Below are 26505 nucleotides of genomic sequence, written 5' to 3' on the forward strand. Positions count from 1 at the left end.
GACCGGCGCGCCGCCGCTGCCGGCAAGGGCGGTCAGGAGAGGCTGTCGCGGTGCTGAGGATCTACAATTGCCTGGCGGAGGCGCATGACCGCGGCCTGCTGCTGCTGGCCGCCCTGGTCTGCCTGACCGGCTCGGCGGTGGCCATCGGCCTGCTGCGGCGCGCCCTGCAGGCGGCGCCGCGCAGCCGCGACGGCTGGCTGCTGCTCGGCGGCATGGCCGCCGGCGCCGCCGCCTGGTGCACGCATTTCATCGCCATGATGGCCTATCTGCCCGGGCAGAGCCTGGGCTTCCGGCCGCTGCCCACCCTCGCCTCCCTGCTGATCGCCGTCGCCTGCGCGGTCGGCGGCTTCACCCTGGCGGCGCGCCGGCCCGTGGCGCGGGAGCCCGCGCCCGCCTCGTCCCCTTCCCCGCCCCCGGCGGGCGGGCCCGCCGCGGAGGCGCGGCCCGGCTGGACCCGGCAGCTGCTGCCCGGCGGCGCGCTGCTCGGCGGCGGGATCACGGTGATGCATTATCTGGGCCTCACCGCCTTCGGCCAGGACGGGCTGGTGCTGTTCTCCTGGCCCTATGTCGCGGCCTCGGCCGGGCTGAGCATCGGGCTCGCCACGCTGGCCATGGCCGGCGGGCTGCGGCCGGACCGCGCCGTGCCGGCTTGGCTGGCGGGCACGCTGGCGCTGACGATCGGCATCCTCAGCCTGCACCTGACCGGCATGGCGGCGATCGAGGTGCTGCCGGTGCCGCTGGGGCATGACGGCCAGGACGCCGCCGCGCTGGCGCTGGTGATCGGCGCGGTCGGGCTGATGGTCGCGGCCTCGGCGGCGGCGGCGCACATGATCGACCGCCGCACCGAGGAGGACGGGGTGCTGCGCCTGCGCCGCCTGGCCGATTCGGCGCTGGAGGGGCTGGCGGTGGTGCGCGATGGCTGCATCCTCGAGGCCAATGCCAGCTTCCAGGCGATGAGCGGCCTGCCGCGCGAGTCGCTGATCGGCCTGCCGCTGCCCGGCGCCCTGCTGCCGCAGCTGGGCCCAGGCGGCAGCGGAGCGGGCGGCACGTCCGACGAAGGCCCGGTGCTGCGGGAAACCCTGCTGCACCGTCCCGATGGCCGGCCGCTGGATGTCGAGGTGCTGGTGCGCGACGACGTGCCGCAGCCGGGCAAGCAGGTCTTCGTGCTGCGCGACCTGCGCGAGCGCCGCGCCCAGGAACAGCGCATCATCCACCTGGCGCTGCATGACAGCCTGACCGGGCTGGCCAACCGCACCCGCTTCGTGCAGCAGCTCGACGCCGCGCTGCGCCGCGCCGCCGGCCCGGCCGCGCCGGCCCCGGGCCTGGCCCTGCTGCGCATCGGGCTGAACGGCTTCAAGGCGGTGAACGACCTCTACGGCCATGCCGCCGGCGACGCGGTGCTGCGCGGCTATGCCCAGCGCCTGGCCGCACTGCTGCCGGCCGGCGGCGTGCCGGCGCGGCTCGGCGGCGACGAGTTCGCCGTCCTGCTACCCTTCGCCGAGGAGGCCGACGTCACCACCCTGCTCGGCGGCATCGAGGCCCTGGCCGAGCAGCCGGAGCAGATCGGCGGCGCCAGCATCGCCGTCACCGCGGCGATCGGCATCGCCCTCTATCCGATGGATGCCGCCAATGCCGAGGCGCTGATGGCCAATGCCGATATCGCCCTGCAGCGCGCCAAGGTCGTGCCCGGCCGCGCCACCTGCTTCTACCAGGCCGGCATGGATGCCCGCGTGCGCGAGCGCCGCCGCCTGGCCGAGGATCTGCGCGGCGCCCAGTCCGCCGGCGAGCTGATGCTGTTCTTCCAGCCGCAGGTGCTGGTCGCCACCGGCCAGGGCTTCGGCCATGAGGTGCTGATGCGCTGGCAGCACCCGGCGCAGGGCTTCGTGCCGCCCGACCGCTTCATCCCGCTGGCCGAGGAGAGCGGGCTGATCCTGCCGCTCGGCGAATGGGCGCTGCGCGAGGCCTGCCGCGCCGCCATGGCCGAGCCGCGGCTGGGGCGGGTCGCGGTGAACATCTCGCCTGTCCAGTTCCGCCACCCGGACCTGCCCGCCATGGTCGCCAGCGCCCTGGCGGAGAGCGGCCTGCCGCCCGGCCGGCTGGAGCTCGAGATCACCGAGAGCACGCTGATGGGCGACAGCCGCCGCGCGCTGGACATCCTGCGGCAGATCACCGCGCTCGGCGTCGGCATCGCCATGGATGATTTCGGCACCGGCTATTCCTCGCTGGGGACGCTGCGCTCCTTCCCCTTCGACAAGATCAAGCTGGACCGCAGCTTCATCCGCGAGATCGGCGAGAGTGCCCAGGCGCTGGCCATCCTGCGCGCCGTGCTGGACATGGGCCAGGGCCTCGGCGTGCCGGTGCTGGCCGAGGGCGTCGAGACGGCGGAGCAGCTGCAGCGCCTGCGCGACGAAGGCTGCGCCCAGGCGCAGGGCTATCTGTTCGGCCGCCCGGCGCCGCTGGCCGCCCTGGCGCTGCCGGGGCAGGAGCGGGTCGCCTGAGGCGACCGGCCCGCTGCGCCGGCAGGGCGGTCACTGGCCGCGGTTGACGCGCAGCGGCCCGAAGCTCTGGCAGACCGGCATGACCTGCAGCGTGTTGACATTGACCCGCGCCGGGCGGCTGGCGACCCAGTGGACCGCGTCGGCGATGTCTTCCGGCGTCAGCGCCTCGGTGCCCTGGTAGACGGCCGCGGCCTTGGCATCATCGCCGAAGCGGACATTGGAGAATTCGGTGCCGCCGACCAGGCCTGGCTCGATATCGGTCACCCGCACCGCGGTGCCGAACAGGTCGGCGCGCAGGTTCAGGCTGAACTGGCGGACGAAGGCCTTGGTCGCGCCATAGACATTGCCGCCCGGATAGGGGAACTCGCCCGCCGTCGAGCCGATGTTCACCACATGGCCGCGGTTGCGCGCGACCATGCCGGGCAGCACCGCATGGGTCATCGCCACCAGCCCCTTGGTGTTGGTGTCGATCATCGTCTCCCAGTCGGAGAGGCTGGCGCGCTGCGCCGGCTCCAGCCCCAGCGCCAGCCCGGCATTGTTGACCAGCAGGTCGATCTCCGACCATTCGGCCGGCAGGCCGGCGATGGCGGCGGCGATGGCGGCCGAATCGCGGATGTCGAGGGCCAGCGGATGGACGCGGTCCTCGCCGAGCTCGGCGGCCAGCGCCTGCAGCCGCTCGGCGCGGCGGCCGAGGGCGATGATGCGGGCGCCGTCCTGGGCGAAGCGGCGGGCGATGGCGGCGCCGAAGCCGGCGGTGGCGCCGGTGACGAGAATCAGCATGGCGGAAGCTCCTCGCGGGGGTTTCCCCCGGTATGGCAGTGCTTCCGCGGAGCGGGAAGCCGCCTCAGCCGACGCGCAGCAGGGCCGGGCCGCGCGCCCGCAGCCAGGCCTGCGCCGCCAGGTGATGCGGCGACAGGGTCGCCAGCGCCGCCCAGAAGCGGGCGGAGTGGTTCAGCTCCCGCAGATGCGTGACCTCATGCGCGACGACATAGTCCAGCACCCAGTCGGGTGCCATCACCAGCCGCCAGGAGAAGGCGAGCGTCCCGTCGGGGGCGCAGCTCGCCCAGCGGCTGCGGGTGTCCTTCAGGCGCACCGCGCCGGGCACCACGCCGAGCAGCCGGGCATGCTGGCGGACCTTGGGGCGGATGCGGCGGTCGGCCTCGTCCTGCAGCAGGTCACGCAGGCGGGGGCCGACCGTCTCGGCGGCGCCGCCGACCAGGATGCGGCCGCCCTCGATCCGCGCCGGCCCGTCATCCTGCCCGGCATCGTGCAGCACCGCGTGCAGCCGGTCGCCGATCGGCAGCGCGGCGCCGGGCGCCAGGCGCAGCGCCGGGCCGAGCGCGGACAGCCGTCCCGCCACCCAGCCGGCATGGCGGCGCAGCAGGGCCAGGCCGGCGCGGCGGGTGGCCTCGGGCGGCAGGGTGATGACCACGGCGCCGCTGGCGGCATCGATGCGCAGCGCCACCAGCCGGGCGCGGGCCGAGCGGCGCCAGCGCAGCGGGCAGGCCAGCGCCGCGGCGCCGGGATGGGCGCGCAGCTGGACGGTCTCGGGCGGCGGCGCGGGGGCCAGGTCGGTCACCCCCCGCCTCCGCCGCGGAGGCCCCGCCCCCGCAAGGGCGAGGCAAACCGGAAGAAAGTCAGCCTGGAAACGCCTTCAGCTCGATCTCGACGAAGCTGAAGGGTTCCTGGCCGGCATTGACCACATTGTGCTCGGCGCCGGCCGGGCGCTCATAGGAGACGCCAGGGCGGATGCTGGCGGTGGCCGTCTTGCCCTCGGGCAGCTCGAGCAGCATCTCGCCGGCGGTGATCGGCACCACGACATAGGCCCAGCCATGCCGGTGCCAGCCGGTTTCGGCGCCCGGCGGGAAATCCCAGCGGGTGACGCGCAGGTCGGCGGTGTCGATCTGCTGGGTGGCGACCGCCGGCGGGCGGCAGCGCAGCGGCTCGGGCGCTTCCTTGCCGCCCTGGAAAACATCCTGCATCAGACTCTACTTCCCCTCAGCCTTGCGGCCTGCATCCGGCCATTCGCCGGGCCAGTCGACCACGTGATCCTCCAGATCGCCGGCCGCGCGTTCGGAGACGACGCGGCCGCGGACGGAGGCCCCGGAACTGTGCACCGTCGAGGGGTCGCCGGAAACCAGGGGATGCCAGGAAGGCAGGTCTTTTCCCTCCGCCACCAGCCGGTAGGCGCAGGAGGGCGGCAGCCAATCGATCTTCGCCAGGCGCTTCGGCGTCAGCTTGACGCAGTCGGGCACGTGGTCGCGGCGGTTGGCATAGTCGCGGCAGAAGCAGCTGGTGGTGTCGAGCAGCCGGCAGGCCACCTCGGTCCAGGCCAGTGCCTCGGTGTCCTCGTCGCGCAGCTTGTGCAGGCAGCAGCGGCCGCAGCCGTCGCAGAGGCTTTCCCATTCCGACCGGGTCATGGTCGTGAGGGTCTTGGTCTTCCAGAATGGCAGTTCGGCGCCCATGCGGGTTTCTAGGCGCAACCGGGCGCCGACTGAAATGCCGGAAGCGCATGGGAGACGGAATCAAGGCCCGGCCAAGCTTGACGACAGCGGGAACGGAGGGCGAACATGGGCGCGCCATGCTGGATCTTTCCCCACCCGAGCGCACCCTGAAGGTCTGCCGCGCCGCCGCCCGGCTCTGCGGCCGGCTGGGCTGGGCGCCGGTCATGGAGGTGCCGCTGCCGACCGGCCGCCGCCTCGACATCCTGGCGCTGTTGCCCGATGGCGATTTCGTCGCCATCGAGGTGAAGAGCTGCGCCCGCGACTTCCAGACCGACGCCAAATGGACCGAGTACCGCGACTGGTGCGACCGGCTGTTCTTCGCCGTCGACCTGGATTTCCCGCAATCGCTGCTGCCGGACGACGTCGGGCTGATCGTCGCCGATGACGGCGAGGCGGCGATCCTCCGCCAGCCGGCCGAGCACCGCCTGGCGCCAGCCCGCCGGAAATCGCTGCTGCTGCGCTATGCCCGGCTCTCGGCCGGGCGGCTGCAGGGGCTGCTGGACCCGTCGGGCGCGGCCGAGCTGCGCGCATCGCTGCGGGTCGAATAGGGCTTCAGGGGATCTCGGGGGGGAAGTGGTGGGCGCCGTCCGGCTGCAGCGGCAGCGGCATGGCCCAGGCGACGGCCTCCAGCGGCAGCGGCCCGTAGAGATGCGGGAACAGGCCGGGGCGCGAGCCGCCGGCCGCCTTCTCCCAGCGCAGCGTCACGCCCAGCGCCTCGGCCTTCGCCGCCACCAGCCAGAGATCGGGCTGCCCGGCGCGGTGCTTGGCCGCGCTGGCCCGCAGTTGCTCCGCCGTGGAGAAATGCAGAAAACCGTCGCGGGCATCCTCGGCACTGCCGCGGTAGAGGCCCATCGCGCGGGCCTCCTGCCAGTCGGCGTCGCGGACCATGGTGTAGATCAGGGGCTGCATGGCCCCGAGGCTTAGCCGGGATCGAGGCGGTAGAACAGCATCGCGCCGATCTCCGCCTGGGGCGCGCGGCCGACCGCCCAGGGCGGCAGCTCCTCGGCGCCATGCGCATGGGTGGCGCCGCCGGTCGGGTCCTGCAGCGTGCCGGAGGCGGCGCGCGCGGCGATGCGGCGGCAGATCGCCAGCCCCGGATCGCCGGCCGGCACCGCCAGCATCACCGCATGGCGGATGTGGTTGCGGTTCCAGCAGCTGAACTGGAAGGGCGCGCGGCAGATCGCCGAGAGGCCGCGGCCCCAATGGGTGGTGCCGGCCTCGGCCAGGCGGACGCGGTTCATGATGGTGGCGGCCAGCGCCTCGATGGCGCGCACCGGCCGGGTGCCCGCCTCGGCCCAGAGGGTCAGCGCCAGCACCTCCTGCGGCGGCAGGGCATGGGCGGCGGCCGGGATCATCGCGGGATGGGTCATGGCGGCGTCCTCAGGAACGGGCTTCGTCGTGCCAGGCGCGGCCCTGGCGGGCGGCCTGGGTGGCCTGGGCGGCGGTGGCGGCGCGGGCGGCGGCGTCGAGCTTCTCCTCGATGCGCAGCAGCTGGCGGCTCAGGCGCTGGTCGACATCGCGGATCAGCGACAGCGGGACGTAGGTGCGGGCGACCTCCAGCTTGAAGGCGGCCAGCTCGTCGCGGGTGCGCGACAGGGCGCCGGCATCCTGCGGCGGCACCTCCTCGGGCCGCTCATGCAGGTGCCGGCGCAGCCCGTGCAGCATCCAGAACAGCACGGCCAGCATCGGCGTCTGCGCGACGGTGGCGAGGGTGGCGGCCAGATTCTGGGGCTCCAGGTCGAAAGGCGGCATGCGGACCTCCTTCAGGGGGACGCGCGCGCGGCCGGCGGCGGGCGCCGGTCGCGTTGCTGGCTCGGGTTTTTCGGGGGAGCAGGGCAGGCTGCGGACGCAGCTCGGGCCTTGACGCGGAGAGCCTGCCGGGGATTTCGTTCTGAGTAAAGAATAAAATAGGAACGTCAGCCGCCGCGCCAGCCGGGGCCGCGCGGGGCGGGCGGCGCGCCGGGCAGGCGGACCGGCTCGGCCAGCAGGCAGCCGGCAACGGCATCCAGCGCGTCGTCGCGCAGCCCGGCGGCGTCGGGGCGCCATTCCGCCAGCTCGGTGGCGAAGGGGCCGTCCAAAACGGTCGCATGCGCGAAGAGCCGGCGCGCCGCCAGCAGCGGGTCGAAGCCGGCCAGGATCCTCTCCTGCTTGGGACGGTGGCTGTGCTGCTCGACGACGGCGCAGGCGGCGCCGGCGCGCGCCATCTCCCGCCGCAGCAGGGCAGGCAGGAAGCGGCCGATGCCATTGGTCTCGACCCGCACCACCGGCAGCAGCAGCGCGCGGGCGAGCGCGGCCACGGCGCGGCATTGCTGGGTGGCGGGATCGTCCACCGCCTGCGGATCATGGGTCAGGTAGAGCAGGCGGTGCAGGTAGTGGTGGCCCTCGGCATCGGCGAAGCAGGCGGCCAGCACGCTGCCATCGCCGCGGCCGGGGCGGCCATAGGCCGGGTCCCAGAAGCCGCCGCCCGAGACCATCCGCTGCCCCAGCAGCCGCAGCACCGGCCGGCCCAGCGCCTCGCGGTAGTCGAGCTCCTCGCGGTAGCGGACCAGCAGCGCCGGATCGAGCCGCGCGGCGGCGCCCGCCATCGGCCGCAGCAGCATCTGCCGGCCGAACTGCAGCGGGCCGACACGCTCGCGCAGCTGCGCCACGGAATCGACGGGAAAGCGCTGCGGCCAGGCGCTGCGCCCGGCGGCGCTGAGCAGCGGCACCGCCAGCCGCCGATACCCCGCCAGGAACGGCTTCTTCTCGTCCTCCGCCGCCGGGGCGCGGTAGAGGCTGTCGGCGCAATGCGGCGTGCCGACGTAGAGAATGGTGCCGCCGGGGGTCAGGACGAATTCGGTCTCGGCCAGGCGTTCGCGCAGCGCCTCGCGCTTGCCGGGCGTGTCGCAATTGCCGGCCACCTCGACATCGTCGCAGATGATGACATCGGCGCGGGCGCCGGTGATGTTGCCGAACAGCCCGGCCGCCAGCATCGAGGGATCGCGCAACGCGCCGCGCCGGGCGACGGTGAAGCGGTCCACCGCCCAGGCCTCGGGCGCCTCCGGCACCAGCGCCGCGCAGAGCGGATGGCGCTCGACGATGCGGCGCACCGTCGCCACCATCTTGGTGGCCAGCGGCAGGTCGGCCGCCAGCACCAGGATCCGCGTCTCCGGCCAGCGCGCCAGCAGCCAGGCGCAGTAGAGCCCGACCAGCGTCGACTTGCCGCAGCCGCGGAAGGCCATCAGCAGCAGCCGGGTGTCGCCGCCCGCCCGCCGCGCCTCGAGCCAGCGCAGGATCCGGCGATGCACCGCCGGCGTCCCCTGCCCCGCCTCGCTGTTCCAGATCCAGACGAATTCGCTGAGCTCAACCGGACGCTCCGTCATCGGAACCGTTGTCCTCCTCGTCGCCGTCGCTGTCGCCGTCGCTGTCGGGGGGCGGCGCGGCGAGGGCACCGCGCGCCTGGCGCAGCAGGGCCTCGGCCCGGGCCACGCCATCCGCCTCGCCGGCCGCGGCGGGGCCGGCGAGCTTCAGCAGATGCTCCAGATGCGCCAGCGCCGCCTTGGCGGCGGCGTGATGGGCGGCGAAGGCGCGGGCATCGTCATGCGCGCCCGGGGCCGGGCCGCGGGCGACGAAGGCGCCGTAATCCTCGACCACCCGCTGCACCGCCGCCTCCAGCCCTTCCACCCCCGGCGGCTTCCTCGGGCGCTTCATGCCTTCACCGCCCGCACCCGGATGGTCCCGGCGCCCAGGTCGATGGCGTCGACATGGCGGTTCCAGGCGGTCACCGTGATCAGCCCGTCGGCGCCGACATTGGCGTGGAAAACGATGCCGGTGGTCGGCCGGCTGAAGGCGGCCTGGACGAAATCGCCGGTGTGCACGCCGGGCAAGCTGACGCCGAGCTGCGCCGAGCCGCCGGCGGCGATGCTCGGCGGGTCCCAGGCGGCCTCGGCCACCAGGTCCCGCCGGCCATGCGGCAGGTTGGGCTGGCCGTAGAGCAGCGGCGGCGCGAAGCCAGGGTCGCAATAGAGCCGCATCGACCGCAGCTCGTAGTCGCGCGCCAGGCGGGCGACGCCGATGATGGCATAGGCGACGCCGTCGGCGACGCGCAGCGTCTGCAGCCGGGTCAGGGTGGCGTCGGCATTGTCGGCATTGCCCTGCCACCAGCGCGGCGTCTCCGCCCAGGCCATCGACATGCCGGAGGCGCGCACCTGCGGCCCGTGCACCGGCTCGGAGAGCAGCGCCATGGAGGCGTCGAAGCACTGCACCACCAGGCGCGGATCGTCGCCATCGACGGCCAGGGCGAATTCCTTGCAGCGCCGCGTGTCGACGACGAAGCCGAGGCCGCGCCCGCCGGTCAGCAGCACCCCCGAATCGGTCAGGGTGTAGTTGTCCAGCGCGGCGAAGGTGAACTGGGGCAGGCTGGTCGGCCCGCCGGAGACATTGGTCGACAGCGCCGCCAGCTTCTCGAACCCCGTTTCCGTCGCGCTCCAGCGGATCGCGGCGGCGCGGAGATTGGGCACGTCGCCGACCAGCCGCAGCGCCTCGCGATGGCCGACCGCCTGGTGCAGCGCCCGCACCACCGAGCCGACGCGCGTCGCGGTGCCAGCATAGTCGATCGAGACATTGTAGCCCTGGCTGGCCCAGGCGACCTCGTAGACATGGTCCTGGGCGCCGGCGGTGTGGCGGGCGACGAAGGGGTCGCAGCCCTCCATGCGCATGCCATAGACCATCACCGCGCGGCTGTTCACCTGCATCAGGAAGGGGATGCCGGTGCAGGGCTTGTCGCGCGACTGCAGCTCGAAGGCGGGGCCGTGGAAGACGTGGCGGTTGTGCGCGACATAGGCGCCGGGCTCGGCCGAGAAGCGCACGCCGAAGCGGTCGCGATCAACATTGACCGACTGGCCATGCGCGAAATGCCCGCCATAGTAACGGACCGAGGTGTTCCAGGCGCCCGCCGTCTGGGTGCGGACATCGAGCCCGATCCCGTTGTTGACGATACGGCCCAGATAGATGTCGCTGTCCTCGACGCCGCGCTCGACGCCGAGGGTGCGGATGCCGATGGTGAAGCCTTCCACCTGGCGCAGCTCGACCACGCAGGAATCCAGGTTGCGCAGCACCACGCCGATATCGCGCTCGTCCAGCCAGTCGGTGATGCTGGCGCGCAGCACGCGCAGGCCGTGATAATACTTGGCCTGGTTGCGCACCGCGGCGCCGTCGCCGATGGTCAGCGCCGTCTCGCCGCCGGGGCCGGCGTAGAGGATGGCACCGCGCATCACCAGCCCGGCCGCGGCGCCCGGGAAGACCAGCGGAATCGTCGTCCGGTGCGTGCCTTCGCCGATCTCCAGGAACTTGCCGGAGGCGCCGGCGGCGGCCATGGCGGCCTGCAGCGCCGGCCCGTCATCGGTGACGCCATCGCCCATGGCGCCGAAATCGCGCGCCGTCAGCCGCTCGGCCAGCTTGTCGGCGATGCTGCGCGGGATGGCGCCGCCGAAGGGCGCCTGCAGCACCGGGTCGCGCGGCAGCGCCGTCGCATTGCCCAGCGAATCGAAGCCCAGCACGCGGTTGGCGCGCCCCGCCTTGTCCGGCAGCACCAGCGAGGCGGGCAGATCCGTCGCCGGCGCCCGCAGCGCGCCCTGGAATTCCTCCCGCAGCTCCTGGGTGAAGGCGACCTGGCGGTCCAGCTCCTCGTTCAGGGTGGCGGCGCGCAGCAGGCCGTTCGGCTGGAAGTCGGTGACGCGCTGCACCGGCAGCACGCGGCGCAGCAGCAGCCGGCTGCCGGCCGGCGGCGGGCTGGCCAGCGTGACGCTGCCGCCGGCCGAGCTGCCGGCGCCGCTGACCGCATAGGCCGAGGCCGGCTGCAGCACGCCGTCGATGCGCAGCTCCAGGTCGCTCGCCTCGAAGATCGGGAAGGGATAGACGAAGACGGTCTGCGCGCCATCCGCCGCGTAGTGGACACGCGGCGCGATGTCGCCGATGCGGATGTGCTCGGCCATGCGGATCTCTCTTGCGGAAGGGTGGCGGGGACGGCGGCAGCCGCGGTGGGCGCTATTCCAGCAGCGAGCGCAGCGCGCCGCCGAAGCTGTTGCCGGCGCGCAGCCAGGTGGTGAGCGACCCGTCGGCGTTCAGCAGCGAGCTGCGCCCGGCCGCCATCCGCGCCGCGTAGCGGTCGGCGCTGTCGGCCGAGGCCTCGGCGGCGTCCTGCTGCAGCCCGGCGGTGATCGCCGCCGCCGAGCCCTGGTCGGGGCTGACGCCGGCCGCCGCCAGCCGCGCGCGGGTCGAGGCCATGGTGCGTTCCAGCGCCGCGTCGCGTTCGCGCGCTTCGGTCGCCTGCTGGGCCGCCAGCTGCTGCTGCCGGGCGGCCAGCGTCGCCGCCGCCTCCTGCTGCTGCGCTTTGGCCTGGGCCGCCTGCGCCTGGCCCTGGCGCACCGTGCCGTAGAGCGAGGCGCCGGTGCCGATCAGCGTGGCGATGGGGGCGAGCTGGGCCATCAGTCGGTCATCCTCGTCTCGGTGGTGACGGAAAGCAGCGTCAGCGGCAGCGGCGTGTCGCCCTCGATGCGCCAGAGCGGCTGCATCGTGTCGCGCCGCCAGCCGAAGCCGCGCAGGGTGACGTCGCCGGTGAAGCGCGCGGGTGCGGCGTCCAGCAGCGCGGTGTCGAGGCGGCGGAACGGCACCGGCTGGGTCCCGCGGCCGAGATCGACGGAGAGCGCCGCCGTCTCCAGCAGGCGGAAGCCGACCGAGACCAGCCGCAGCGGCCCGCTGCGCGCGCCGGCCGCGCCGCCCAGCTGCGGCGGCAGCGGCTCGATCACATGGGTGAAGCCGAGCCCGACCTGCAGCGCGAGGGCTGCCGGATCGACCGTGACGCTGTCGGCGCCGACGGTGGCCGGGCCGCGCGGCGCGCCGTCGGCGACGACCTGCACCACCCGCCCCGCCAGATGGCCGAGCCCGCCCCAGACGGCCTGCGCCGTGGCGCTGCCGCCGGTCAGCCCGGCATCGACGGCCAGCGCCGGATCGAAACGCTCCAGCCGCACGCTGCCATCGCGCTCGATGGCGCACCAGACGGTGCCGTCGATCTCGGCCAGCGACAGGAAGCGCCCGCCGGTATCCTGCCGCGTCCAGGCGGTGACCTGCTCGGCGCGGTAGAGGGTCAGCGTCGCCAGCCAGCCGCCTTCCATCGCCACATGCAGCAGCCGGCGCGTCTGGTCATAGGCCATGGCGACCGGCGCCTGCACCAGGTGGCGCGCCACCAGCGCCAGGTCGCTCGCCTGATAGGCCTGGGCGACATCGGTATAGGCGTATTCATGCACGGCCTGGCCGGAGCGGGCGACGAAGATGGTGCTGCCATCGACATCGACCGGGGCGATGCTGCGCGTGACCGGCGAGCCGATCCGCGTCTGCCGGTGCAGCTGGATCGAGGCCGGCGTCATCGGATCGCCGGTCACCATCCATTCGGCGCCCGAGGTGAAGACCTGCAGGTGCCGCCCCGAGAAGACGGCGCGGATGGCGTTCACCTGGTCCGACAGCAGGCCGAACTCGATCGCCTGGTCGTCCAGGCCGCTGCCCAGGTCGAAGTTGAACAGGTCGCCGGAGCGCGACAGCCACAGCCGGTTCGGCAGGTCGCGCGCGCCGCCGAGGACCAGCCGGTCCTGGTGGAAGCAGGCGCTGACCGGCCAGCCGCGGGCGCCGCTGAAGGCCGCCTCGTCCCAGTCGGTGGTCGCCGCGGTGGACGGCAGCGTCTCTGCCAGCTGCGCCGTCGCGGTGGTCGTCGAGGTGACGGAGGACACCACCAGCCGCTTGCCATACAGCCGCATCGCCGCGCCGACATGCCCGGGCTGGAAGAAATCCCCCGTGCAGATCAGCGTGATATCGCCATCGGTGCCGCTCGGGATCATCGCGATCCCCGGCGGCAGGAAGCGGAAGTAGGGCAGAGAGATCCAGTCCCAGCCGGCGATGGTCCAGCTGGTGTGGCTGGTCCGCGTCACCTTCTGCGGCGGCATCTCCGGATGCAGCAGCAGCAGGGTGTCGGCGCTCTGCGTCCAGGCCAGCTGGTCGAGCATGGCCGCGGTCCAGGGCGCAATGAGGCTGGCCACCTCGGCATCGCCCAGGAAGACCTGCAGCCGCTGATGCGTCAGCGCCAGCAGATAGGTCTGCTCGGTGTTGAACTCGAAGGCCAGCAGCCGCGCGGCGCCGGGCAGCACCGCGACATGCCGCAGCCCGGGGCGGCGGGTCACGCCGCCGGTCGGCTCGATGAAGACATTGCGCAGGCGGCGCGCGCCGTTCTCGAAGGCGCGCAGGTCGCCGCGGCCCAGCAGCTGGTCGCTGAGCTCGCCGGCGGTGAAGCTGGTCTTGATGCTGCGGCCGGCGGCCATCGCTCACCCCCTCGCCGTGATCAGCGGGAAATCCTGCAGCGCCCGCGTGGTCTTCTGCTGGCTGTCGACCAGCCGGGCCTGGCGGAACTCGGCCTCGGCCAAGCGGTGCAGCATCTCCGCGCGGCTGCTGCTCTCGGTCAGCGGGATGCAGAATTCGGCCGCCAGCCGCGTCGCCAGGGCAGAGGCGAAGAAAGCGGGAAAGGCGCTCTCGTCGGGGCGGAATAGATAGGTCAGCGTGACGCGCGGCGAATCCGCGTGCAGGCGGTTCTCCTGGATGCGGTACAGCAGCCCCCTGCCCGCCCCCTCGCCGCCCGCCGACAGCACCCGCAGGAAATCGGCGGGCAGCTGGAAGGCATAGGAGAAATCGGCGACGGGGACGGCCAGCAGGCGCGGCAGGTCCATCTGGCCCGAGGCGAAACTCCAGGGGTGCGAGGACAGCATCGCATCGCGCACCGACGGATACAGATTGGCCGCCACCTCCGCCTCGGCGCTGCCCTCCTCGAAGGACGCCACAGGCTGCGCGCCAATCTTCAGCAACGCCCGCGAGCACAGGACCAAAGCGGATAACGGCATGGCCTTCTCCTCAGACAATGACAAAAGACACGAGAGGGCTCCGCCCTCTCGCGCTCTCCCGCCAGGAAACCGGGTTTCCTGGACCTTCCATCATTCGAAGCAGCGCATGCGGACGACGCCGGCCGGGTCGATCAGGACCGCACCCTGGCTCATCATGTTGTTGACGAAATAGGCCGCGCGGTCGCCGTGCCAGGTGAGATCCGTCGTGATCTCCTGCGCGACGGCATGGCCGATGGCGGTCTTGTGGTAGAAATAGCAGAAGCGCAGGTTGCCGCTCTTGGTCAGGCCGGAATGCGGCATCCAGGTCGCGCCCAGCCAGTGCTTCACCTGCGTGCCCTTCCAGGGCAGCTCGCTGTCGCCGACATACTGGGTGTTGGCGAATTCCTCGATCTGCATCAGCTCCGACCACTGCTTCCAGCCGACCACCGCGAAACGCCCGCCATCATCGGGCACATCGGCGGCGCCCAGCATCTCGAAGGCCAGCAGCACCTTCGCCTTGGTCAACCCGTCGGTGTCGGTGGTGCCGGCGGCGGTGTCGGTCGCCTCCTCGATACCGGCATCGAGCGCCGCGATCACCAGCTCGTCGGTCTTGCGGCCCAGCGCATAGGCGCCGGCGGCGGCGACCACCTGGCGCTCGTCGACATTGGTCTTCAGCTCGTCCAGCCGGTCGATCCACTCGCCGGCATAATAGTCCTGCAGGAAGCATTCGACGGTCGAATGCGCCAGGTTCATCACCGGCACGGCGCCGTTGCGCGCCTTGGCGGCGGCGATGCCGTGGCCGACGATCGGGAAGACGGTCGAGGCGCCGCGCACCCCCGTCTTGCTGCGCACCGTCGGGCGCAGCTTGCTGCCCTGCCGCTGATAGGCCTCGTGCACCTCGGACTCGAACTGCTTGATGAAGACCTGGTCAATGGAACCGGACATGCGGTGTTCCTTCGCGAAGCATCGGGTTTCAGGGGTGGTTGGCCCGCGCGCGCGGTTGCCCGCCATGACGGCGGCCGCGCGGCGCCAGGCCAGGCCGCGGCGCCCACGAAGGGGTTGCGCCGCGGAAATTCTGGGCGTCGGGCCTCAGCCCTGGCCGAAGAGCTTCTTGAACCCGTCGGTGACGCGCTTGACGTATTCCGGCTCGCGCGAGCGCCAGTAGCGCGGGTCGCGCATCATCCGGCGCAGCGCCTGCTCGTCGATCGGCTCCGGCGGCGCGGCCTCGCGCGCCAGGCTCGGCTCGCCCTTCTGCATCATCCGGTGCAGCGCCAGCACACCCTCGGCCGTGGTCGACAGCGCCTCGAAGACGCTGGTCGGCAGGTTCGCCCTGCCCCAGCTGGCGATCTGGCCGGCGATGCGCTGGAAGCCCTCCGCGCCGCCGAATTCCTGCTCCAGCTTCGCGCGCTGCTTCTGCGCCTCGTAATCGGCGGCAGCCTCGGCGATCAGCGGCAGCAGCCGCTCGGCCGCCAGGTCATAGACCAGCTGCACCTGGGCGCAGGTGAAACCGGCCTCGTGCAGCCGCTTGTTGATCTCCGGATCCGAGCCGCACAAAGGATGCTTCTCGTCGATCGCGTATTCCTCGGGCGCGGCGGGGACGCCGAGCGCACGCCGGAAGCGGTTGCGCTCCTCCTCCGGCGCGTCCTCGCCGGGCGGCACCAGCCGCTGCGACAGGCGCTTCTCCAGCTCGCGATAGGATTTCAGCAGCGCCTCGACGCGCAGCGCCTGGCGCTCGCTGTCCCAGAACTTCTCCGGGATTGCCTCGGGGCGGGCTTCTTCGGTGTCGGGCGCGGGGTCCAGCAGGTTCTCGGCCATGCGGCGTCTCACTCCTCGGACGGGGTCAGGATGCCGGCCGGCGCGGACAGCGCGCGGGCCAGGTGGCGGGTGGCGGCGGCGAGGTCGAGCTGCGCCGCCGCCTGCGGGCCCAGCGCCGCCACCGCCTGCAAAAACAGCAGCGTGTTGGAGGCATCGGCACGGCCCTGGACGCGCGCCAGCGGCGAGTCGTAGGTCAGCCGCACCTCGCGCCCGTCCAGCAGCAGCGGCGGCACCTCGCCGCGGCGGCGCAGGATCGCCAGGCAGCGGGCGACCAGCGGCGTCAGCAGCTCGGCCTGCAGCCGGCCATAGGTGGCGCCCAGCAGGCGCGCGGTCTCGGCGCTGCGCTCCAGCACCTCGGTCGCCGTCATGCTGGGCTGGCGCGGCGCGGAGAGCCGGTCGGCCAGCAGCGCGGTGCGGATCCGCGCGCGCAGGTCGGTCAGCACCAGCTGCGAGATGTCGAAATTGCCGGGGGCCGCCAGCGGCGTCAGCCCGGCCGAGCCCGGCGCCTTCGGGATGATGGCGCCCGGCACCAGCTGGACGGTGGCCGGGTTCAGCACGCCGTCATCCTCGGCCTGCCAGATGCCGGTGGCGGCGATCGAGGCGTTCTTCAGCACCAGCTCCACCACCTTGTTGGCGGTGCGGATGTCGGGCAGCGCCTTCATCACCGGGCCGCGGCCATAGACCTCGCCCGGCGCCTTCATCCAGCGGAAGGCGATGAAGGGGCTGTCCAGGAAGCGCCCGGCGGCCAGCGGCACCGCGCGCCCTTCCCAGTCCAGCACGGCCAGGTAGCCGCAGCCGGTCCGCTCCGGCCAGACCGCCTCGACCACGCGGTGCTTTGCTGGGTTCTCCTCCGTGCCCTCGAGGCCGGGCGGCAGCACGGCCTCGGGGTAACGGCGGCGCAGCGTCGCGGCATCGAGGGTGGCGGCGCGGTAGATGGTATCGAGCCGGCCGCTCTCGCCCTCCTCCAGCACCGCCTCGCGCAGCGGCACGGCGGTGAAGCGCAGCGCGGACAAGCCGCCCGGCGGCGCCTCCTCCACCAGCAGCACGCCGCTGCCGGCGACGACCAGGTCGAGGAAGGCCTGGTGCATCTCGACCGCGAAGTTGGAGCGGTCGAGATGCCCCTGCAGCGTCTCCGCCGCCGCCTCCAGCGCCGCGGCCGCCGCCGGGCCCTGGGCGCTCTCGGCCAGCGCCCGCGACGGGGCCAGGCCGAACCAGCGCGACCAGGGCGGCGTCAGCTCGGCCAGCAGGCTGGCGGCCAGCTGCTCGGCCGCGTCCGGCGCGGTCGCGTCATAGAGCTGCGCGCCGCCGGCGCCGGGGGTGCCGGACAGCACGTGATCGTAGCATTCCTGCCAGACGCCCTCCCAGGGGCGGCGCCGGGCGAGTGCGGCCGCATGGCGCGGCAGCAGGGTCTCGGGGGTCAGGGTCATGCGCTCACTCCCCGAGCAGCGTCTTGCGCGCGCCCGCCAGACCCGGGGCGAGCCCGGGGGCGAGCGCCGGGACCGTCGCGGCGGCCGGCCTCTCCTCCAGCACGCCGCGGGCGGAGGTCGCGATGGTGCCGGCCAGTCCCCGGCGGGCGCGCTGCTGGTTCTCCGCCCGGGCGGTCTGCGCCACGGCCTCGGGGCTGGGCGAGGCGGCGGGCGTCGGATCGGCGGTGGCGGTCGGCGCGACGACCACCGGCTTCGGGGCACGGAACAGGCCACCCATGCGCGTGCGGGCTCCTCTGCGATCGGGGGATCGCGACCGCCCGACGCAAAAAACCCTGCCGGAGGGGTCCGGCAGGGCGCGAGGTCGGGAGGATCGCGGGGAGGATGCCGCCGGGCGCAACTCGCCCCTTGGCGACTGCAGTCCTACGCGCTCAGCGAGGCGGTGTCAACGATTTTATTCCTATCATAGGAATATTTCTCAAGGCGCCGGTACAACCCATGCGGGGTGACGGCAAAGGGCGCACCCTCGCCGAGCAGCGCGCGGCAGACCGAGACGCAGGAATAGGGGCTGAGCCCCGGCAGCCAGCCGCAGGCCGGCGGGCCCGGCTGGAACGGCCCGAGCACGGTGAGCCCGGCGCGGCGGTAGAAGCCCGGCAGGTCGAAGCCGGCCACCAGGTCGGGCCGCGCCACCAGCAGCCGGCCGGAGAGCGGCTCGATCACCGTCCAGCCGCGCGCATCCTCGACCACCGCGAAGCAGTGGCGGAAGCCCGGGCGCAGCAGCCGCAGCCAGGCGCGGTCGGCGCGGCCGCCGAAGCCGATCCAGACCTGCTGCACGCCCTCGGTCAGGGTGTGCCGCGGCGCGATGCGCAAAGGTTGGATCAGCGGCGGATCCCCGGCCGGGCTCATGACCGCGGGCCGGGCCAGGCCAGGATGGCGGCGCCTTCGGCCTCGGCCGGCGCGGGCGCCGGACCGGCGACGATGCCCTTCTGGCGCAGCGGCCAGTCGAGCCGCGACAGCGCCTCGCGCCACAGCCGCCAGTCGCCGCGCTCGCGCAGCGCGCGGGGGTCGGGCGCCTGGCCGCGCTCGCCCCAGAGGCGGAGGATGCGGGCATGCGCCAGCTCGATCCGCCGCTGGCGGTACAGCCGGTCGAGGCATTTCACCACGTCGTCGGGCTCGCAGGGGCGCTGGACCGCGCCGGCGCCGGCAACGATGCGGGCGCCTTCGCGCCGGGCGATCAGGGCATTCATGGTCCAGAACCAGGCCTGCTCGGCGCTGGCGAAGGGCTCGGCCTTGCCGAGCGAGGCCAGGACGGGGGCGTTGTGCGGGCGAAGGGCGGCGGTCATGTCGGGGGGTGTTCCTCGCCTTCCGGTTGATTAGCGTGCCGATCATTACGATTTGGTTTATAGGCGTCAAGACCTAAACGCGACTATTTTCCTATTGCGAAGGCTTCTAAAACCTAGGATGATCCACCCATGCGGCATGACGATATCTGGCGGGCGGTGGATGCCCTGGCGGCCGAGCATGGCCTCTCGCCCTCCGGCCTGGCCCGCAAGGCCGGGCTGGACCCGACCGCCTTCAACCCCTCGAAGCGGGTCGGCGCCGATGGCCGCGCCCGCTGGCCCTCCACCGAGAGCGTCGCCAAGATCCTGGCTGCCACCGGCACCGACATGGACAGCTTCGCCTCGCTGGTCACCGGCGCCCCCACCCTGAACAGCGGCGGCCGCACCATGCAGGGCCGCCGCATCCCGCTGATCGGCCTGGCCCAGGCCGGTGGCGACGGCTATTTCGGCGATGGCGGCTATCCGGTCGGCGGCGGCTGGGACGAGATCAGCACGCCCGAGCTGTCCGACCCCAATGCCTATGCGCTGGAAATCTCCGGCGACAGCATGGAGCCGGTGTTCCGCGACGGCGACGTCATCATCGTCTCGCCCAACTCGCCGGTGCGCCGCGGCGACCGCGTGGTGGTGCGCACGGTGAAGGGCGAGGTGATGGCCAAGGAGCTGCTGCGCCAGTCCGCCCGCCGCATCGAGCTGGCCAGCCTGAACCCCGCCCATCCCAACTACAGCTTCGACCTGGGGGAAATCGCCTGGATCCATCGGATCCTCTGGGCGAGCCAGTAAGGGAAGAATCCGGGGGCATTGAATGCCCCCGGACCCCCCCATTCATAAGGCCTCGTGGCGCCAAACTGACGGCGGGGTCCGGGGTGACACTGTCACCCCGGCGGGGGCCTGGGGGCGGAGCCCCCAGCGGCATGGCTTCAGGCCTTCGCCTTCATCGCCTCCAGGATCGCTTCCGCGTCCCACCCTGCCGGGCAGACCAGGAAGGTCCCGTCTTCCAGCGGCACCGTCGCCAGGCCGGTATCCTCATAGGCGCGCAGCAGGCCGGGCCCAACCTGCCAGAAGGCGTGGCCGACGCCGTTGCGCTCGCAGAGGTCGCGGAAGCGCCACATGGCGGCGATCCGGGCGCCCTCGTCGCCGGCCGGATCGCCCAGGCCGACCCAGAGATTGTCCAGCTTCAGGAAGGCGAAGCCGGCGCCGCGCCCACCTTCGGCAAAGAGGGCGGCATCGGCGGCCGCCGGCACCCGGCCGCCGAGCACGGCCAGGCGGGTGCGGGCGGCCTGGTCGAAGTCGCTGGCGCGGATGCGGGCGGGGCGCAGCAGGCGAAGGGCCGCGACCAGCAGCAGCACGCCGCAGAGGCCGACGGCGAAGCGCAGCGTGTCCGGCGCCCGTTCGGAGAAGGGCACCGACCACCAGGCCTCGTCGGCCACGTTCTGCCGCCAGCCGATGCGGGCCAGGGCCAGCGCCGCCACCGCGCTGGCGGCCAGCGGCACCAGGGTGGCGATGCTCAGCGGTTCGCCGGTCAGCCGGGCGTCGCGGTAGAAGGCGGTGCGCATGCAGGCGACCAGCCCGGCGAGCGCCAGGAAGGCGCCGGAGATGAACCAGGGCTCGCCGCGCAGCAGGGCGGTGATGCAGCCCAGCATCAGCAGGACGATGCCGCTGACCCAGGCGATGCGCAGCCGGCGCAGCATGCCATAGGCCGCGACCAGCAGCAGCGTGCCGATCACCGAGGCGGCGAAATGGCTGGCCAGCGCCGCCCATTCGCCGGCCCATTGCGCCAGCCGGGCGCCGCGCGCCGGCAGCGCCCCGATGAAGATCAGCGCGACGCCGGCCAGGCCCGCGAGACCCGCCATGGCCGGGCCTTCCAGCGCGTCGGTCACCCGCGTCTCGGGGCCGAGCCGGCCGAGCAGGTGGCGGCGCTGGTTGATCTCGAAGCCGGCGAAGAGGGCGCCGGCCAGGAACAGCGGCACGATGTAGTAGTAGAAGCGGAACAGCAGCAGGGCGCTGATCACCTGCGGCGCCGGGATATAGGGCTGCAGCCCGACCAGGATGGCGGTGTCGAAGACGCCGAGGCCGCCGGGGACGTTGGCGGCGAGACCCGCCGTGTAGGCGGCCAGATACAGGCCCACGAAGCGCGGGAAGGTCAGCCCCTCGGCCGGCGGCAGCAGGGCGTAGAAGATCATCGCGGTGACCGCGACATCGACCGCCGCCAGCGCCGTCTGCGCCAGCGCCATGCGGAAGCCGGGCAGGTCGATGCGGTGGCCGAAGGCGGTGAAATGCGGCACGAAGCGCGCCAGCAGCAGGTAGCTGGCGACGATGCACAGCATTCCCGCGCCGATCAGCTGCAGCGTCCAGGCCGGCACATGGCCGGCGGCACCGGGGATGATGTCGGGGTCGTGGATCAGGATGGCGCCGCCCAGCGCCATGCCGCCCAGGCCGAAGGTCAGGCTGGTGAAGGCGATGACCTTGGCGACCTCGCCCGGGGTCAGGCCCCAGGCGGCGTAGAAGCGGTAGCGGACGGCCGCGCCGGAGACCGCGGCGAAGCCCAGGTTGTGCGCCAGGGTATAGGCGCAGAAGGAGGCCAGCGAGGTGCGCAGATAGCTGACCGGCTTGCCGGCATAGACCGAGCCGAGCCGGTCGTAGATGGTCAGCACCGCATAGGCCAGCAGGGTCCAGCCGGCGGCGACCCAGAGCGTGTGGGCGGGCACCGCCTCGATCGCCAGCCGCACATCGGCCAGCGACAGGTGGCGGAATTCCCGCTGCACCACGTAGAGCGCGCCGACCAGCAGCAGCAGCCCGAAGACGGTGGGCCCGTGCCGCTTCAGCGCGCCGAGCACCGGACTCACGCCGCGGGGCTCTCCGCGCCCGCCGCCGCCGCGGGCGGGCGGGCCAGCGCCTCCTGGATCAGCCGCACCGTCTCCGGGATGCCGTAGGCGGCGGCCAGGCTGCCGAATCGCGGCCCCTGGTCGGCGCCGACCAGCACCTGGTAAAGGGCGTTGAACCAGCCACGCGCCACGCCGTTGGAGCCGTCCTTCATCACCTGGATGAAGGGCTCGCGCCGGCCGGCATCATAGACATCGACCTGGATGCGCTCGGCCTGCGGCAGGCCGGGAGGCAGCGCCTCGATCTCGGCCTGGTGCGCCAGCAGCAGGTCGACCAGCGCCTGGAAGCAGGGGCGCTCCTCCGGCGTCGGCGCCCGGGGCTTCAGGGTCGGCAGGATGAAGTCGCGCGAATAGGCGACGGCATAATCGACCAGCTGGGCCAGCAGCGGCTGGCTCTCCGGCGTGGCGCCGGGGGCGTAGTTGCGGACGAACTGCCACAGCCGCTCCGGCGTGTCGGCGGCCGAGACGGTGGCCAGGTTCATCAGCATGCCGAAGGTCAGCGGCGGCTCGGGCGCGTTGGGCGCCTCGCCGGCATGGATGTGCCAGGCGGGGGAGGCCGGGTCGGCATTGGCCCGCAGCTTCTCCCGCGCGGAGAGGTATTCGTCGGTGGCGCGCGGGATCACGTCGAAATGCAGGCGCTTCGCCCGGCCCGGCTGCTGGTACATGAAATAGGAAAGGCTCTCGGGCGGCGCGTATTTCAGCCATTCCTCGATGGTCAGGCCATTGCCCTTGGACTTCGAGATCTTCTGGCCGCCGGCATCGAGGAACAGCTCGTAGGTCATGCTGACCGGCGGCTCGGCGCCCAGCACCCGGCAGATCTGGGAGGACAGCTTGACGCTGTCGATCAGGTCCTTGCCCGACATCTCGTAATCGACGCCCAGCGCGAACCAGCGCATCGCCCAGTCGGCCTTCCACTGCGCCTTGACATGGCCGCCGGTGACCGGGGTCTCGAAGCGCTCGCCGGTCTCCGGGTCGCGCCAGACGACGGTGCCGTCCTGCGGGCGGGTCTCCTCCATCGGCACCTGCATGACGATGCCCGTCTTCGGGTGCACCGGCAGGAAGGGCGAATAGGTGGCGCGGCGGTCGGGGCCGAGGGTGGGCAGGATCACCTGCCGGACCTCCTCGTGCCGCTCCAGCATGCGCAGCAGGGCGGCGTCGAAGCGACCCGAGCGGTAGTAGTCGGTGGCCGAGGCGAATTCGTAGTCGAAGCCGAAGGCGTCGAGGAAGGCGCGCAGCCGGGCGTTGTTGTGGTGCCCGAAGCTCTCATGCGTGCCGAAGGGATCGGGGATGGCGGTCAGCGAGCGGCCCAGGAAGGGGCGCAGCATCTCGCCATTGGGGACGTTGTCCGGGATCTTGCGCAGCCCGTCCATGTCGTCCGAGAAGGCCAGCAGCCGCGCCGGCAGGCCGGTCAGCCGCTCGAAGGCGCGCTTGACCCAGCTGGTGCGGGCGACCTCGCCAAAGGTGCCGATATGCGGCAGGCCCGAGGGGCCGTAGCCCGTCTCGAACAGGGCCGAGGGTTTGCCGGCTCCAGCAAGGCGATCGGCGACCTTGGCGGCTTCCTCGAAGGGCCAGGCCTTGACAGTGCGGAGCGATGGATCGGCGGTCATGCCCGCCCCATGCCAGCGCCACGAGCGCCGGTCAACGCGCGCAATGGCAGGGCAGCCACCGCATCCTTGCGTTTCCATCACCTTTGGGAAAAACCGCGCCCCGTCCTGGCCTCGTTCGCCTTTTGCCCCTAGGTTCCGCCGGTGCCCCCCGCCGCCCGGGCGAACAGCCCCCATCCCCCTCGCCTGCTGCTGCCTGACGGCCCGGCGCTGGTCACCCCGGCGCCCGGGCAGGCCGCGCTGCTGACCCCGGATGGCGAGCTCTTCACCCCCCGCCCGCGCGAGCTGCCCGGATTGCTGCGCGAGCTCGGCCCGCCGATCCTGGTGCATGCGCCGGCGACGGCGAAGCGGCTGAACCTGCCCGGCCTGCCCGGCGCCTATGACCTGCTCGAGCTCTTCGCCTTCTGCCTGCCCGCCACCCCAGCGCCGCCGACGCCGAGGGGCCTGGCCCTGGCGCTCGACATGGAGCCGCCGGCCGATGCCGAGGCCGCCGCCGCCCTGCTGCCGCAGATGGCGGCCGAGCTGCTGCGCCGCCTGGCCCGCGCCCGCGGGGCGGTGCTGAACAAGGATGCCGGGGCCATGGCCGCGCGGATGCGCGATGCCGCCGACTGGCCCTGGGCGGAGGCGGTGCTGGCCGCCATCGGCCATCCCGCCGCGCGCGGCTCGGCCGATGCGCTGAAGGTCTGGCGCGTACTGCCGGACTGGGAGGAGGAGGCGCCGCCGCCGCCGCCGGCCAGCCACAGCGTCAGCCCCGCCGATGCCCGCGCCCGCCTGGCCGAGATCCTGGGCGAGGGCGCCGAGCAGCGCCCGTCGCAGGCCGATTTTTCGTCCGCCGCCTCGATGGCCTTCACCCCGCGGGAGAATCCGGGCGAGCCGAAGCTCGTCCTGGCCGAGGCCGGCACCGGCACCGGCAAGACGCTGGGCTATGTGGCGCCGGCCAGCCTCTGGGCCGAGCGCAACGGCGCCCCGGTCTGGATCGCCACCTATACCCGCAACCTGCAGCGCCAGCTCGACCAGGAGCTGGCCCGGCTCTACCCGGACCCCGAGGAGCGCCGGAAGCGCGTCGTCATCCGCAAGGGCCGCGAGAATTATCTCTGCCTGTTGAACTATGACGAGGCGGTCACGGGCGCCATGGCCGGGCGGATCACCGCGCTGTCGCTGGTCGCGCGCTGGGCGCTGGCCACCCGCGACGGCGACCTGCTGGGCGGCGATTTCCCCGGCTGGCTGTCGGAGCTGTTCCCGGCCGGCGCCATCTCGCTGCTGGCCGACCGGCGCGGGGAGTGCATCCATTCGGCCTGCCCGCACTGGAAGCGCTGCTATGTCGAGCATTCGATCCGCCGCGCCGCCGGCGCCCATCTGGTGGTGGCCAACCACGCGCTGGTGATGGTGCAGGCGGCGCTGGGCGGCGGCGAGGACGGGCCGGCGCTGCGCTATGTCTTCGACGAGGGCCATCATTTGTTCGACGCGGCCGATGGCGCCTTCTCGGCCGAGCTGTCGGGGGCCGAGATGGCCGAGCTGCGCCGCTGGCTGATGGGCAATGAGGGCGGCCGCGGCCGGGCGCGCGGCCTGCGCCGCCGGCTGGAGGAGCTGCTGGTCGACCATCCGGCGCTGCTGCCGCCGCTGGAGCTGACCGAGCATGCGGCACGCGCCCTGCCCTCGCCCGGCTGGTGGGACCGCTGGGCCGCCCTGCCCGAGGCGGATACCGAGCAGGCCGAGGACCGCGAGGAGGAGCCGGAGGACCCGCGCGGCCCGACCCTGCCGCGCATGCCCGCCCGCCCCGGCTTCCGCGACGGCTCCCCGGCCGAGGAATTTCTCCGGGCGGTCCGTGGGCAGGTGATGGCCCGCACCGCCGAGGGCGATCCGCTCTACGACGCCGAATGCGACCTGCATCCGCTGCATGACGGCCTGCCCGAGGCCGCCGCGACCCTCGAAACGGCGCTGGAATCCCTGCGCGACCCGCTGAAATATCTCGGAAAACTTCTGGCCGAGCTGCTCGAGGACCCGGAGCAGGAGCTGGAGACGGGGGTGCGCATCCGCCTCGAGACCGCCTGCCGCAGCATCGAGCGCCGTGCCGTCATGCCGCTGACTGCCTGGCTGTCGATGCTGCGCCGGCTGCGCGAGGAGCCCGCCGAGCCCGGCCAGCGCCCGACCTATGTCGACTGGCTGGCGCTGACCCGGCGCGAGGGCCGCGACATCGATGCCGGGCTGCACCGCCACTGGCTGGACCCGACGGTGCCCTTCGCGACGCAGGTGGCGGCGCCGGCGCATGGCGTGCTGATCGCCTCGGCGACGCTGCGCGACACCGCCCGCCGCGACCCCGAGGCCGCCTGGCGCGAGGCCGAGGCCCGCACCGGCGTGCAGCACCTGGCCAGCCCGGCGATCCGCGCCGCCGTGCCCTCGCCCTTCGACTATGCCGCCAATACCCGCGCCTTCGTGGTGGAGGACATGAGCCGCGACAGCCCGGGCCAGGTGGCGGCGGCCATGCAGCAGCTGTTCCTGGCGGCCGGCGGCGGCGGGCTCGGCCTGTTCACCGCCATCCGGCGGCTGCGCGACGTGCATGCCCGCATCGCCCCGGCGCTGGCCGAGGCCGGGCTGCCGCTCTATGCCCAGCATGTCGACGCCATGGACAGCGCCACCCTGGTCGACATCTTCCGCGCCGAGGAGGACTCTTGCCTGTTGGGCACCGATGCGCTGCGGGACGGGGTCGACGTGCCGGGCCGGGCGCTGCGGCTCCTGGTCTTCGACCGGGTGCCCTGGCCGCGCCCCTCGATCCTGCACCGGGAGCGGCGCATCCACCTCTCCGGCGGCAGGCCCGGCGGCTATGACGACGCCATCGCCCGCCACCGGCTGCGGCAGGCCTTCGGAAGATTGATTCGCCGCGCCGATGACCGCGGCGTCTTCGTGCTGCTCGACCCGCGCACCCCGTCCCGCCTGCTCGCCGGCCTGCCCGAGGGGGTGGTGCCGCAGCGCCTGGGCCTCGCCGAGGCGGTTCGCCAGACAACCGCCTTCCTCTCCGAACGTTGAACCGCGCGCCGCAACGCGTTAGGCCTTGCAGCAATAAGGATAGAGCCGATGCCGCATACCAAGATCCGCTTCACCGCCCAGGAGGCGCTGATCTGCGCCATGGTGCTGATGTCGGCGGCCGACCGGCAGATGTCCGACGCCGAGCTCGGCGTGATGTCCCGCCTGGTGCAGGAGCTGCCCGTCTTCGCCGATTTCCACCCGCAGGAGATCGAGCGGGTGACCGAGAGCTGCCTCAGCCTGCTGGAGCAGAATGACGGGCTGGACCGCGCCTGCGCCCTGATCCGCGAGGCGCTGCCGCCGCGCCTGCGCGAGACCGCCTATCTGCTGGCCTGCGAGGTCGCCGCCGCCGATGGCGACGCGACGCAGGAGGAGCTGCGCTTCCTGCAGGATTTCCGCATCGGCATGGATCTGGACCGGCTGATCGCCGGCGCCATCGAGCGCGCCGCCAAGGCCCGCTACCAGATCATCTGATTCTGACGGTTCGTGTCTTTCAGGCGGCGGCGCGGGACGCCGCCGCCCG

The 26505-nt window shown here is 73.0% G+C and carries 26 protein-coding genes; 5 read left to right on the top strand and 21 right to left on the bottom strand.

Annotation, left to right across the window (positions count from 1 at the left end):
* The first annotated feature begins 50 nt into the window (after positions 1 to 50).
* Positions 51 to 2498 carry a bifunctional diguanylate cyclase/phosphodiesterase gene (locus WFI16_RS20605; RefSeq protein ID WP_419899735.1) on the top strand — a complete coding sequence of 816 codons (2448 nt, stop codon included), beginning with the start codon at positions 51 to 53 and terminating at the stop codon, positions 2496 to 2498.
* Positions 2499 to 2528: 30 nt separating this feature from the next.
* Here WFI16_RS20605 and ydfG read toward each other — a convergent pair whose 3' ends face one another.
* The 4 genes from ydfG to WFI16_RS20625 all read right to left on the bottom strand — a co-directional run bounded on the left by ydfG (position 2529) and on the right by WFI16_RS20625 (position 4963).
* On the bottom strand, positions 2529 to 3278 hold the full coding sequence (gene ydfG, locus WFI16_RS20610; protein ID WP_419899736.1) for a bifunctional NADP-dependent 3-hydroxy acid dehydrogenase/3-hydroxypropionate dehydrogenase YdfG: 750 nt from the start codon (positions 3276 to 3278) through the stop codon (positions 2529 to 2531).
* 64 nt (positions 3279 to 3342) lie between these two features.
* Positions 3343 to 4077: a M48 family metallopeptidase gene (locus tag WFI16_RS20615; RefSeq protein ID WP_419899737.1), complete on the bottom strand. Its 735-nt coding sequence runs from the start codon at positions 4075 to 4077 to the stop codon at positions 3343 to 3345.
* A 58-nt stretch (positions 4078 to 4135) separates the two neighbouring features.
* Positions 4136 to 4480 (bottom strand): cupin domain-containing protein, encoded by a 345-nt coding sequence (locus WFI16_RS20620; protein WP_419899738.1) that lies wholly within the window; start codon positions 4478 to 4480, stop codon positions 4136 to 4138.
* 6 nt (positions 4481 to 4486) lie between these two features.
* A complete protein-coding gene (locus tag WFI16_RS20625) occupies positions 4487 to 4963 on the bottom strand; it encodes a YcgN family cysteine cluster protein (protein WP_419899739.1) in 477 nt (158 codons plus the stop codon).
* A 116-nt stretch (positions 4964 to 5079) separates the two neighbouring features.
* Between WFI16_RS20625 and WFI16_RS20630 the strand changes: the two genes are divergently transcribed.
* Positions 5080 to 5550, top strand: coding sequence for an MmcB family DNA repair protein (locus WFI16_RS20630; protein WP_419899740.1), 471 nt, complete (start codon positions 5080 to 5082; stop codon positions 5548 to 5550).
* A gap of 4 nt (positions 5551 to 5554) precedes the next feature.
* Here the strand turns inward: WFI16_RS20630 and WFI16_RS20635 are convergent, their stop codons facing one another.
* The 15 genes from WFI16_RS20635 to WFI16_RS20705 all read right to left on the bottom strand — a co-directional run bounded on the left by WFI16_RS20635 (position 5555) and on the right by WFI16_RS20705 (position 18481).
* Positions 5555 to 5911 carry a DUF952 domain-containing protein gene (locus WFI16_RS20635; RefSeq protein ID WP_419899741.1) on the bottom strand — a complete coding sequence of 119 codons (357 nt, stop codon included), beginning with the start codon at positions 5909 to 5911 and terminating at the stop codon, positions 5555 to 5557.
* Positions 5912 to 5922: 11 nt separating this feature from the next.
* Positions 5923 to 6372 carry a cell wall hydrolase gene (locus tag WFI16_RS20640; RefSeq protein WP_419899742.1) on the bottom strand — a complete coding sequence of 150 codons (450 nt, stop codon included), beginning with the start codon at positions 6370 to 6372 and terminating at the stop codon, positions 5923 to 5925.
* A gap of 10 nt (positions 6373 to 6382) precedes the next feature.
* On the bottom strand, positions 6383 to 6754 hold the full coding sequence (locus WFI16_RS20645; protein ID WP_419899743.1) for a hypothetical protein: 372 nt from the start codon (positions 6752 to 6754) through the stop codon (positions 6383 to 6385).
* Positions 6755 to 6918: 164 nt separating this feature from the next.
* Positions 6919 to 8364 carry a phage terminase large subunit gene (terL, locus tag WFI16_RS20650; protein ID WP_419899744.1) on the bottom strand — a complete coding sequence of 482 codons (1446 nt, stop codon included), beginning with the start codon at positions 8362 to 8364 and terminating at the stop codon, positions 6919 to 6921.
* Positions 8345 to 8692, bottom strand: coding sequence for a hypothetical protein (locus WFI16_RS20655; protein ID WP_419899745.1), 348 nt, complete (start codon positions 8690 to 8692; stop codon positions 8345 to 8347). The genes terL and WFI16_RS20655 overlap by 20 nt, the downstream gene beginning before the upstream one ends.
* Positions 8689 to 10974, bottom strand: a complete 2286-nt coding sequence (locus WFI16_RS20660; RefSeq protein WP_419899746.1) for a phage tail fiber domain-containing protein — start codon at positions 10972 to 10974, stop codon at positions 8689 to 8691. The genes WFI16_RS20655 and WFI16_RS20660 overlap by 4 nt, the downstream gene beginning before the upstream one ends.
* A 52-nt stretch (positions 10975 to 11026) precedes the next feature.
* Entirely contained in the window at positions 11027 to 11467 is a 441-nt protein-coding gene (locus WFI16_RS20665; protein ID WP_419899747.1) for a hypothetical protein, read from the bottom strand.
* Positions 11467 to 13347 (bottom strand): hypothetical protein, encoded by a 1881-nt coding sequence (locus WFI16_RS20670; protein ID WP_419899748.1) that lies wholly within the window; start codon positions 13345 to 13347, stop codon positions 11467 to 11469. The genes WFI16_RS20665 and WFI16_RS20670 overlap by 1 nt, the downstream gene beginning before the upstream one ends.
* Before the next feature lie 3 nt (positions 13348 to 13350).
* Positions 13351 to 13920, bottom strand: a complete 570-nt coding sequence (locus WFI16_RS20675) for a hypothetical protein (protein ID WP_419899749.1) — start codon at positions 13918 to 13920, stop codon at positions 13351 to 13353.
* Positions 13921 to 14010: 90 nt separating this feature from the next.
* A complete protein-coding gene (locus WFI16_RS20680; RefSeq protein WP_419899750.1) occupies positions 14011 to 14844 on the bottom strand; it encodes a phage capsid protein in 834 nt (277 codons plus the stop codon).
* A gap of 144 nt (positions 14845 to 14988) precedes the next feature.
* Positions 14989 to 15714, bottom strand: a complete 726-nt coding sequence (locus WFI16_RS20685; protein WP_419899751.1) for a capsid assembly protein — start codon at positions 15712 to 15714, stop codon at positions 14989 to 14991.
* An 8-nt stretch (positions 15715 to 15722) separates the two neighbouring features.
* Complete coding sequence (locus tag WFI16_RS20690) at positions 15723 to 17141, bottom strand: portal protein (protein ID WP_419899752.1); 1419 nt, start codon at positions 17139 to 17141, stop codon at positions 15723 to 15725.
* 4 nt (positions 17142 to 17145) lie between these two features.
* Complete coding sequence (locus WFI16_RS20695) at positions 17146 to 17418, bottom strand: hypothetical protein (protein ID WP_419899753.1); 273 nt, start codon at positions 17416 to 17418, stop codon at positions 17146 to 17148.
* 143 nt (positions 17419 to 17561) lie between these two features.
* Complete coding sequence (locus WFI16_RS20700; RefSeq protein WP_419899754.1) at positions 17562 to 18044, bottom strand: hypothetical protein; 483 nt, start codon at positions 18042 to 18044, stop codon at positions 17562 to 17564.
* Positions 18041 to 18481, bottom strand: coding sequence for a hypothetical protein (locus tag WFI16_RS20705; protein ID WP_419899755.1), 441 nt, complete (start codon positions 18479 to 18481; stop codon positions 18041 to 18043). The genes WFI16_RS20700 and WFI16_RS20705 overlap by 4 nt, the downstream gene beginning before the upstream one ends.
* A 129-nt stretch (positions 18482 to 18610) precedes the next feature.
* On the opposite strand from WFI16_RS20705, the gene WFI16_RS20710 reads away from it, so the two are divergent.
* Positions 18611 to 19258, top strand: coding sequence for a S24 family peptidase (locus tag WFI16_RS20710; RefSeq protein WP_419899756.1), 648 nt, complete (start codon positions 18611 to 18613; stop codon positions 19256 to 19258).
* 137 nt (positions 19259 to 19395) lie between these two features.
* Here the strand turns inward: WFI16_RS20710 and WFI16_RS20715 are convergent, their stop codons facing one another.
* On the bottom strand, positions 19396 to 21321 hold the full coding sequence (locus WFI16_RS20715) for a lysylphosphatidylglycerol synthase domain-containing protein (RefSeq protein WP_419899757.1): 1926 nt from the start codon (positions 21319 to 21321) through the stop codon (positions 19396 to 19398).
* On the bottom strand, positions 21318 to 22964 hold the full coding sequence (locus WFI16_RS20720; protein ID WP_419899758.1) for a lysine--tRNA ligase: 1647 nt from the start codon (positions 22962 to 22964) through the stop codon (positions 21318 to 21320). Before WFI16_RS20720 ends, WFI16_RS20715 begins: the two co-directional genes overlap by 4 nt.
* 141 nt (positions 22965 to 23105) lie before the next feature.
* Here WFI16_RS20720 and WFI16_RS20725 point away from each other — a divergent pair, with 141 nt between their 5' ends.
* Positions 23106 to 25985, top strand: coding sequence for an ATP-dependent DNA helicase (locus WFI16_RS20725; RefSeq protein ID WP_419899759.1), 2880 nt, complete (start codon positions 23106 to 23108; stop codon positions 25983 to 25985).
* 48 nt (positions 25986 to 26033) lie between these two features.
* Positions 26034 to 26456 (top strand): tellurite resistance TerB family protein, encoded by a 423-nt coding sequence (locus tag WFI16_RS20730; protein WP_419899760.1) that lies wholly within the window; start codon positions 26034 to 26036, stop codon positions 26454 to 26456.
* The last annotated feature ends 49 nt before the right edge of the window (positions 26457 to 26505 follow it).

This window comes from Roseomonas sp. USHLN139, from assembly GCF_037145735.1.
GTDB lineage: Bacteria > Pseudomonadota > Alphaproteobacteria > Acetobacterales > Acetobacteraceae > Pseudoroseomonas.

What these genes read in the sequence shown, in the direction of transcription:
- ydfG (WP_419899736.1), bottom strand. Translation starts at nt 3,278, where the DNA reads ATGCTGATTCTCGTCACCGGCGCCACCGCCGGCTTCGGCGCCGCCATC.
- WFI16_RS20620 (WP_419899738.1), bottom strand. Translation starts at nt 4,480, where the DNA reads ATGCAGGATGTTTTCCAGGGCGGCAAGGAAGCGCCCGAGCCGCTGCGC.
- WFI16_RS20625 (WP_419899739.1), bottom strand. Translation starts at nt 4,963, where the DNA reads ATGGGCGCCGAACTGCCATTCTGGAAGACCAAGACCCTCACGACCATG.
- WFI16_RS20630 (WP_419899740.1), top strand. Translation starts at nt 5,080, where the DNA reads ATGCTGGATCTTTCCCCACCCGAGCGCACCCTGAAGGTCTGCCGCGCC.
- WFI16_RS20635 (WP_419899741.1), bottom strand. Translation starts at nt 5,911, where the DNA reads ATGCAGCCCCTGATCTACACCATGGTCCGCGACGCCGACTGGCAGGAG.
- WFI16_RS20640 (WP_419899742.1), bottom strand. Translation starts at nt 6,372, where the DNA reads ATGACCCATCCCGCGATGATCCCGGCCGCCGCCCATGCCCTGCCGCCG.
- WFI16_RS20645 (WP_419899743.1), bottom strand. Translation starts at nt 6,754, where the DNA reads ATGCCGCCTTTCGACCTGGAGCCCCAGAATCTGGCCGCCACCCTCGCC.
- terL (WP_419899744.1), bottom strand. Translation starts at nt 8,364, where the DNA reads ATGACGGAGCGTCCGGTTGAGCTCAGCGAATTCGTCTGGATCTGGAAC.
- WFI16_RS20655 (WP_419899745.1), bottom strand. Translation starts at nt 8,692, where the DNA reads ATGAAGCGCCCGAGGAAGCCGCCGGGGGTGGAAGGGCTGGAGGCGGCG.
- WFI16_RS20660 (WP_419899746.1), bottom strand. Translation starts at nt 10,974, where the DNA reads ATGGCCGAGCACATCCGCATCGGCGACATCGCGCCGCGTGTCCACTAC.
- WFI16_RS20665 (WP_419899747.1), bottom strand. Translation starts at nt 11,467, where the DNA reads ATGGCCCAGCTCGCCCCCATCGCCACGCTGATCGGCACCGGCGCCTCG.
- WFI16_RS20670 (WP_419899748.1), bottom strand. Translation starts at nt 13,347, where the DNA reads ATGGCCGCCGGCCGCAGCATCAAGACCAGCTTCACCGCCGGCGAGCTC.
- WFI16_RS20675 (WP_419899749.1), bottom strand. Translation starts at nt 13,920, where the DNA reads ATGCCGTTATCCGCTTTGGTCCTGTGCTCGCGGGCGTTGCTGAAGATT.
- WFI16_RS20680 (WP_419899750.1), bottom strand. Translation starts at nt 14,844, where the DNA reads ATGTCCGGTTCCATTGACCAGGTCTTCATCAAGCAGTTCGAGTCCGAG.
- WFI16_RS20685 (WP_419899751.1), bottom strand. Translation starts at nt 15,714, where the DNA reads ATGGCCGAGAACCTGCTGGACCCCGCGCCCGACACCGAAGAAGCCCGC.
- WFI16_RS20690 (WP_419899752.1), bottom strand. Translation starts at nt 17,141, where the DNA reads ATGACCCTGACCCCCGAGACCCTGCTGCCGCGCCATGCGGCCGCACTC.
- WFI16_RS20695 (WP_419899753.1), bottom strand. Translation starts at nt 17,418, where the DNA reads ATGGGTGGCCTGTTCCGTGCCCCGAAGCCGGTGGTCGTCGCGCCGACC.
- WFI16_RS20700 (WP_419899754.1), bottom strand. Translation starts at nt 18,044, where the DNA reads ATGAGCCCGGCCGGGGATCCGCCGCTGATCCAACCTTTGCGCATCGCG.
- WFI16_RS20705 (WP_419899755.1), bottom strand. Translation starts at nt 18,481, where the DNA reads ATGACCGCCGCCCTTCGCCCGCACAACGCCCCCGTCCTGGCCTCGCTC.
- WFI16_RS20710 (WP_419899756.1), top strand. Translation starts at nt 18,611, where the DNA reads ATGCGGCATGACGATATCTGGCGGGCGGTGGATGCCCTGGCGGCCGAG.
- WFI16_RS20720 (WP_419899758.1), bottom strand. Translation starts at nt 22,964, where the DNA reads ATGACCGCCGATCCATCGCTCCGCACTGTCAAGGCCTGGCCCTTCGAG.
- WFI16_RS20730 (WP_419899760.1), top strand. Translation starts at nt 26,034, where the DNA reads ATGCCGCATACCAAGATCCGCTTCACCGCCCAGGAGGCGCTGATCTGC.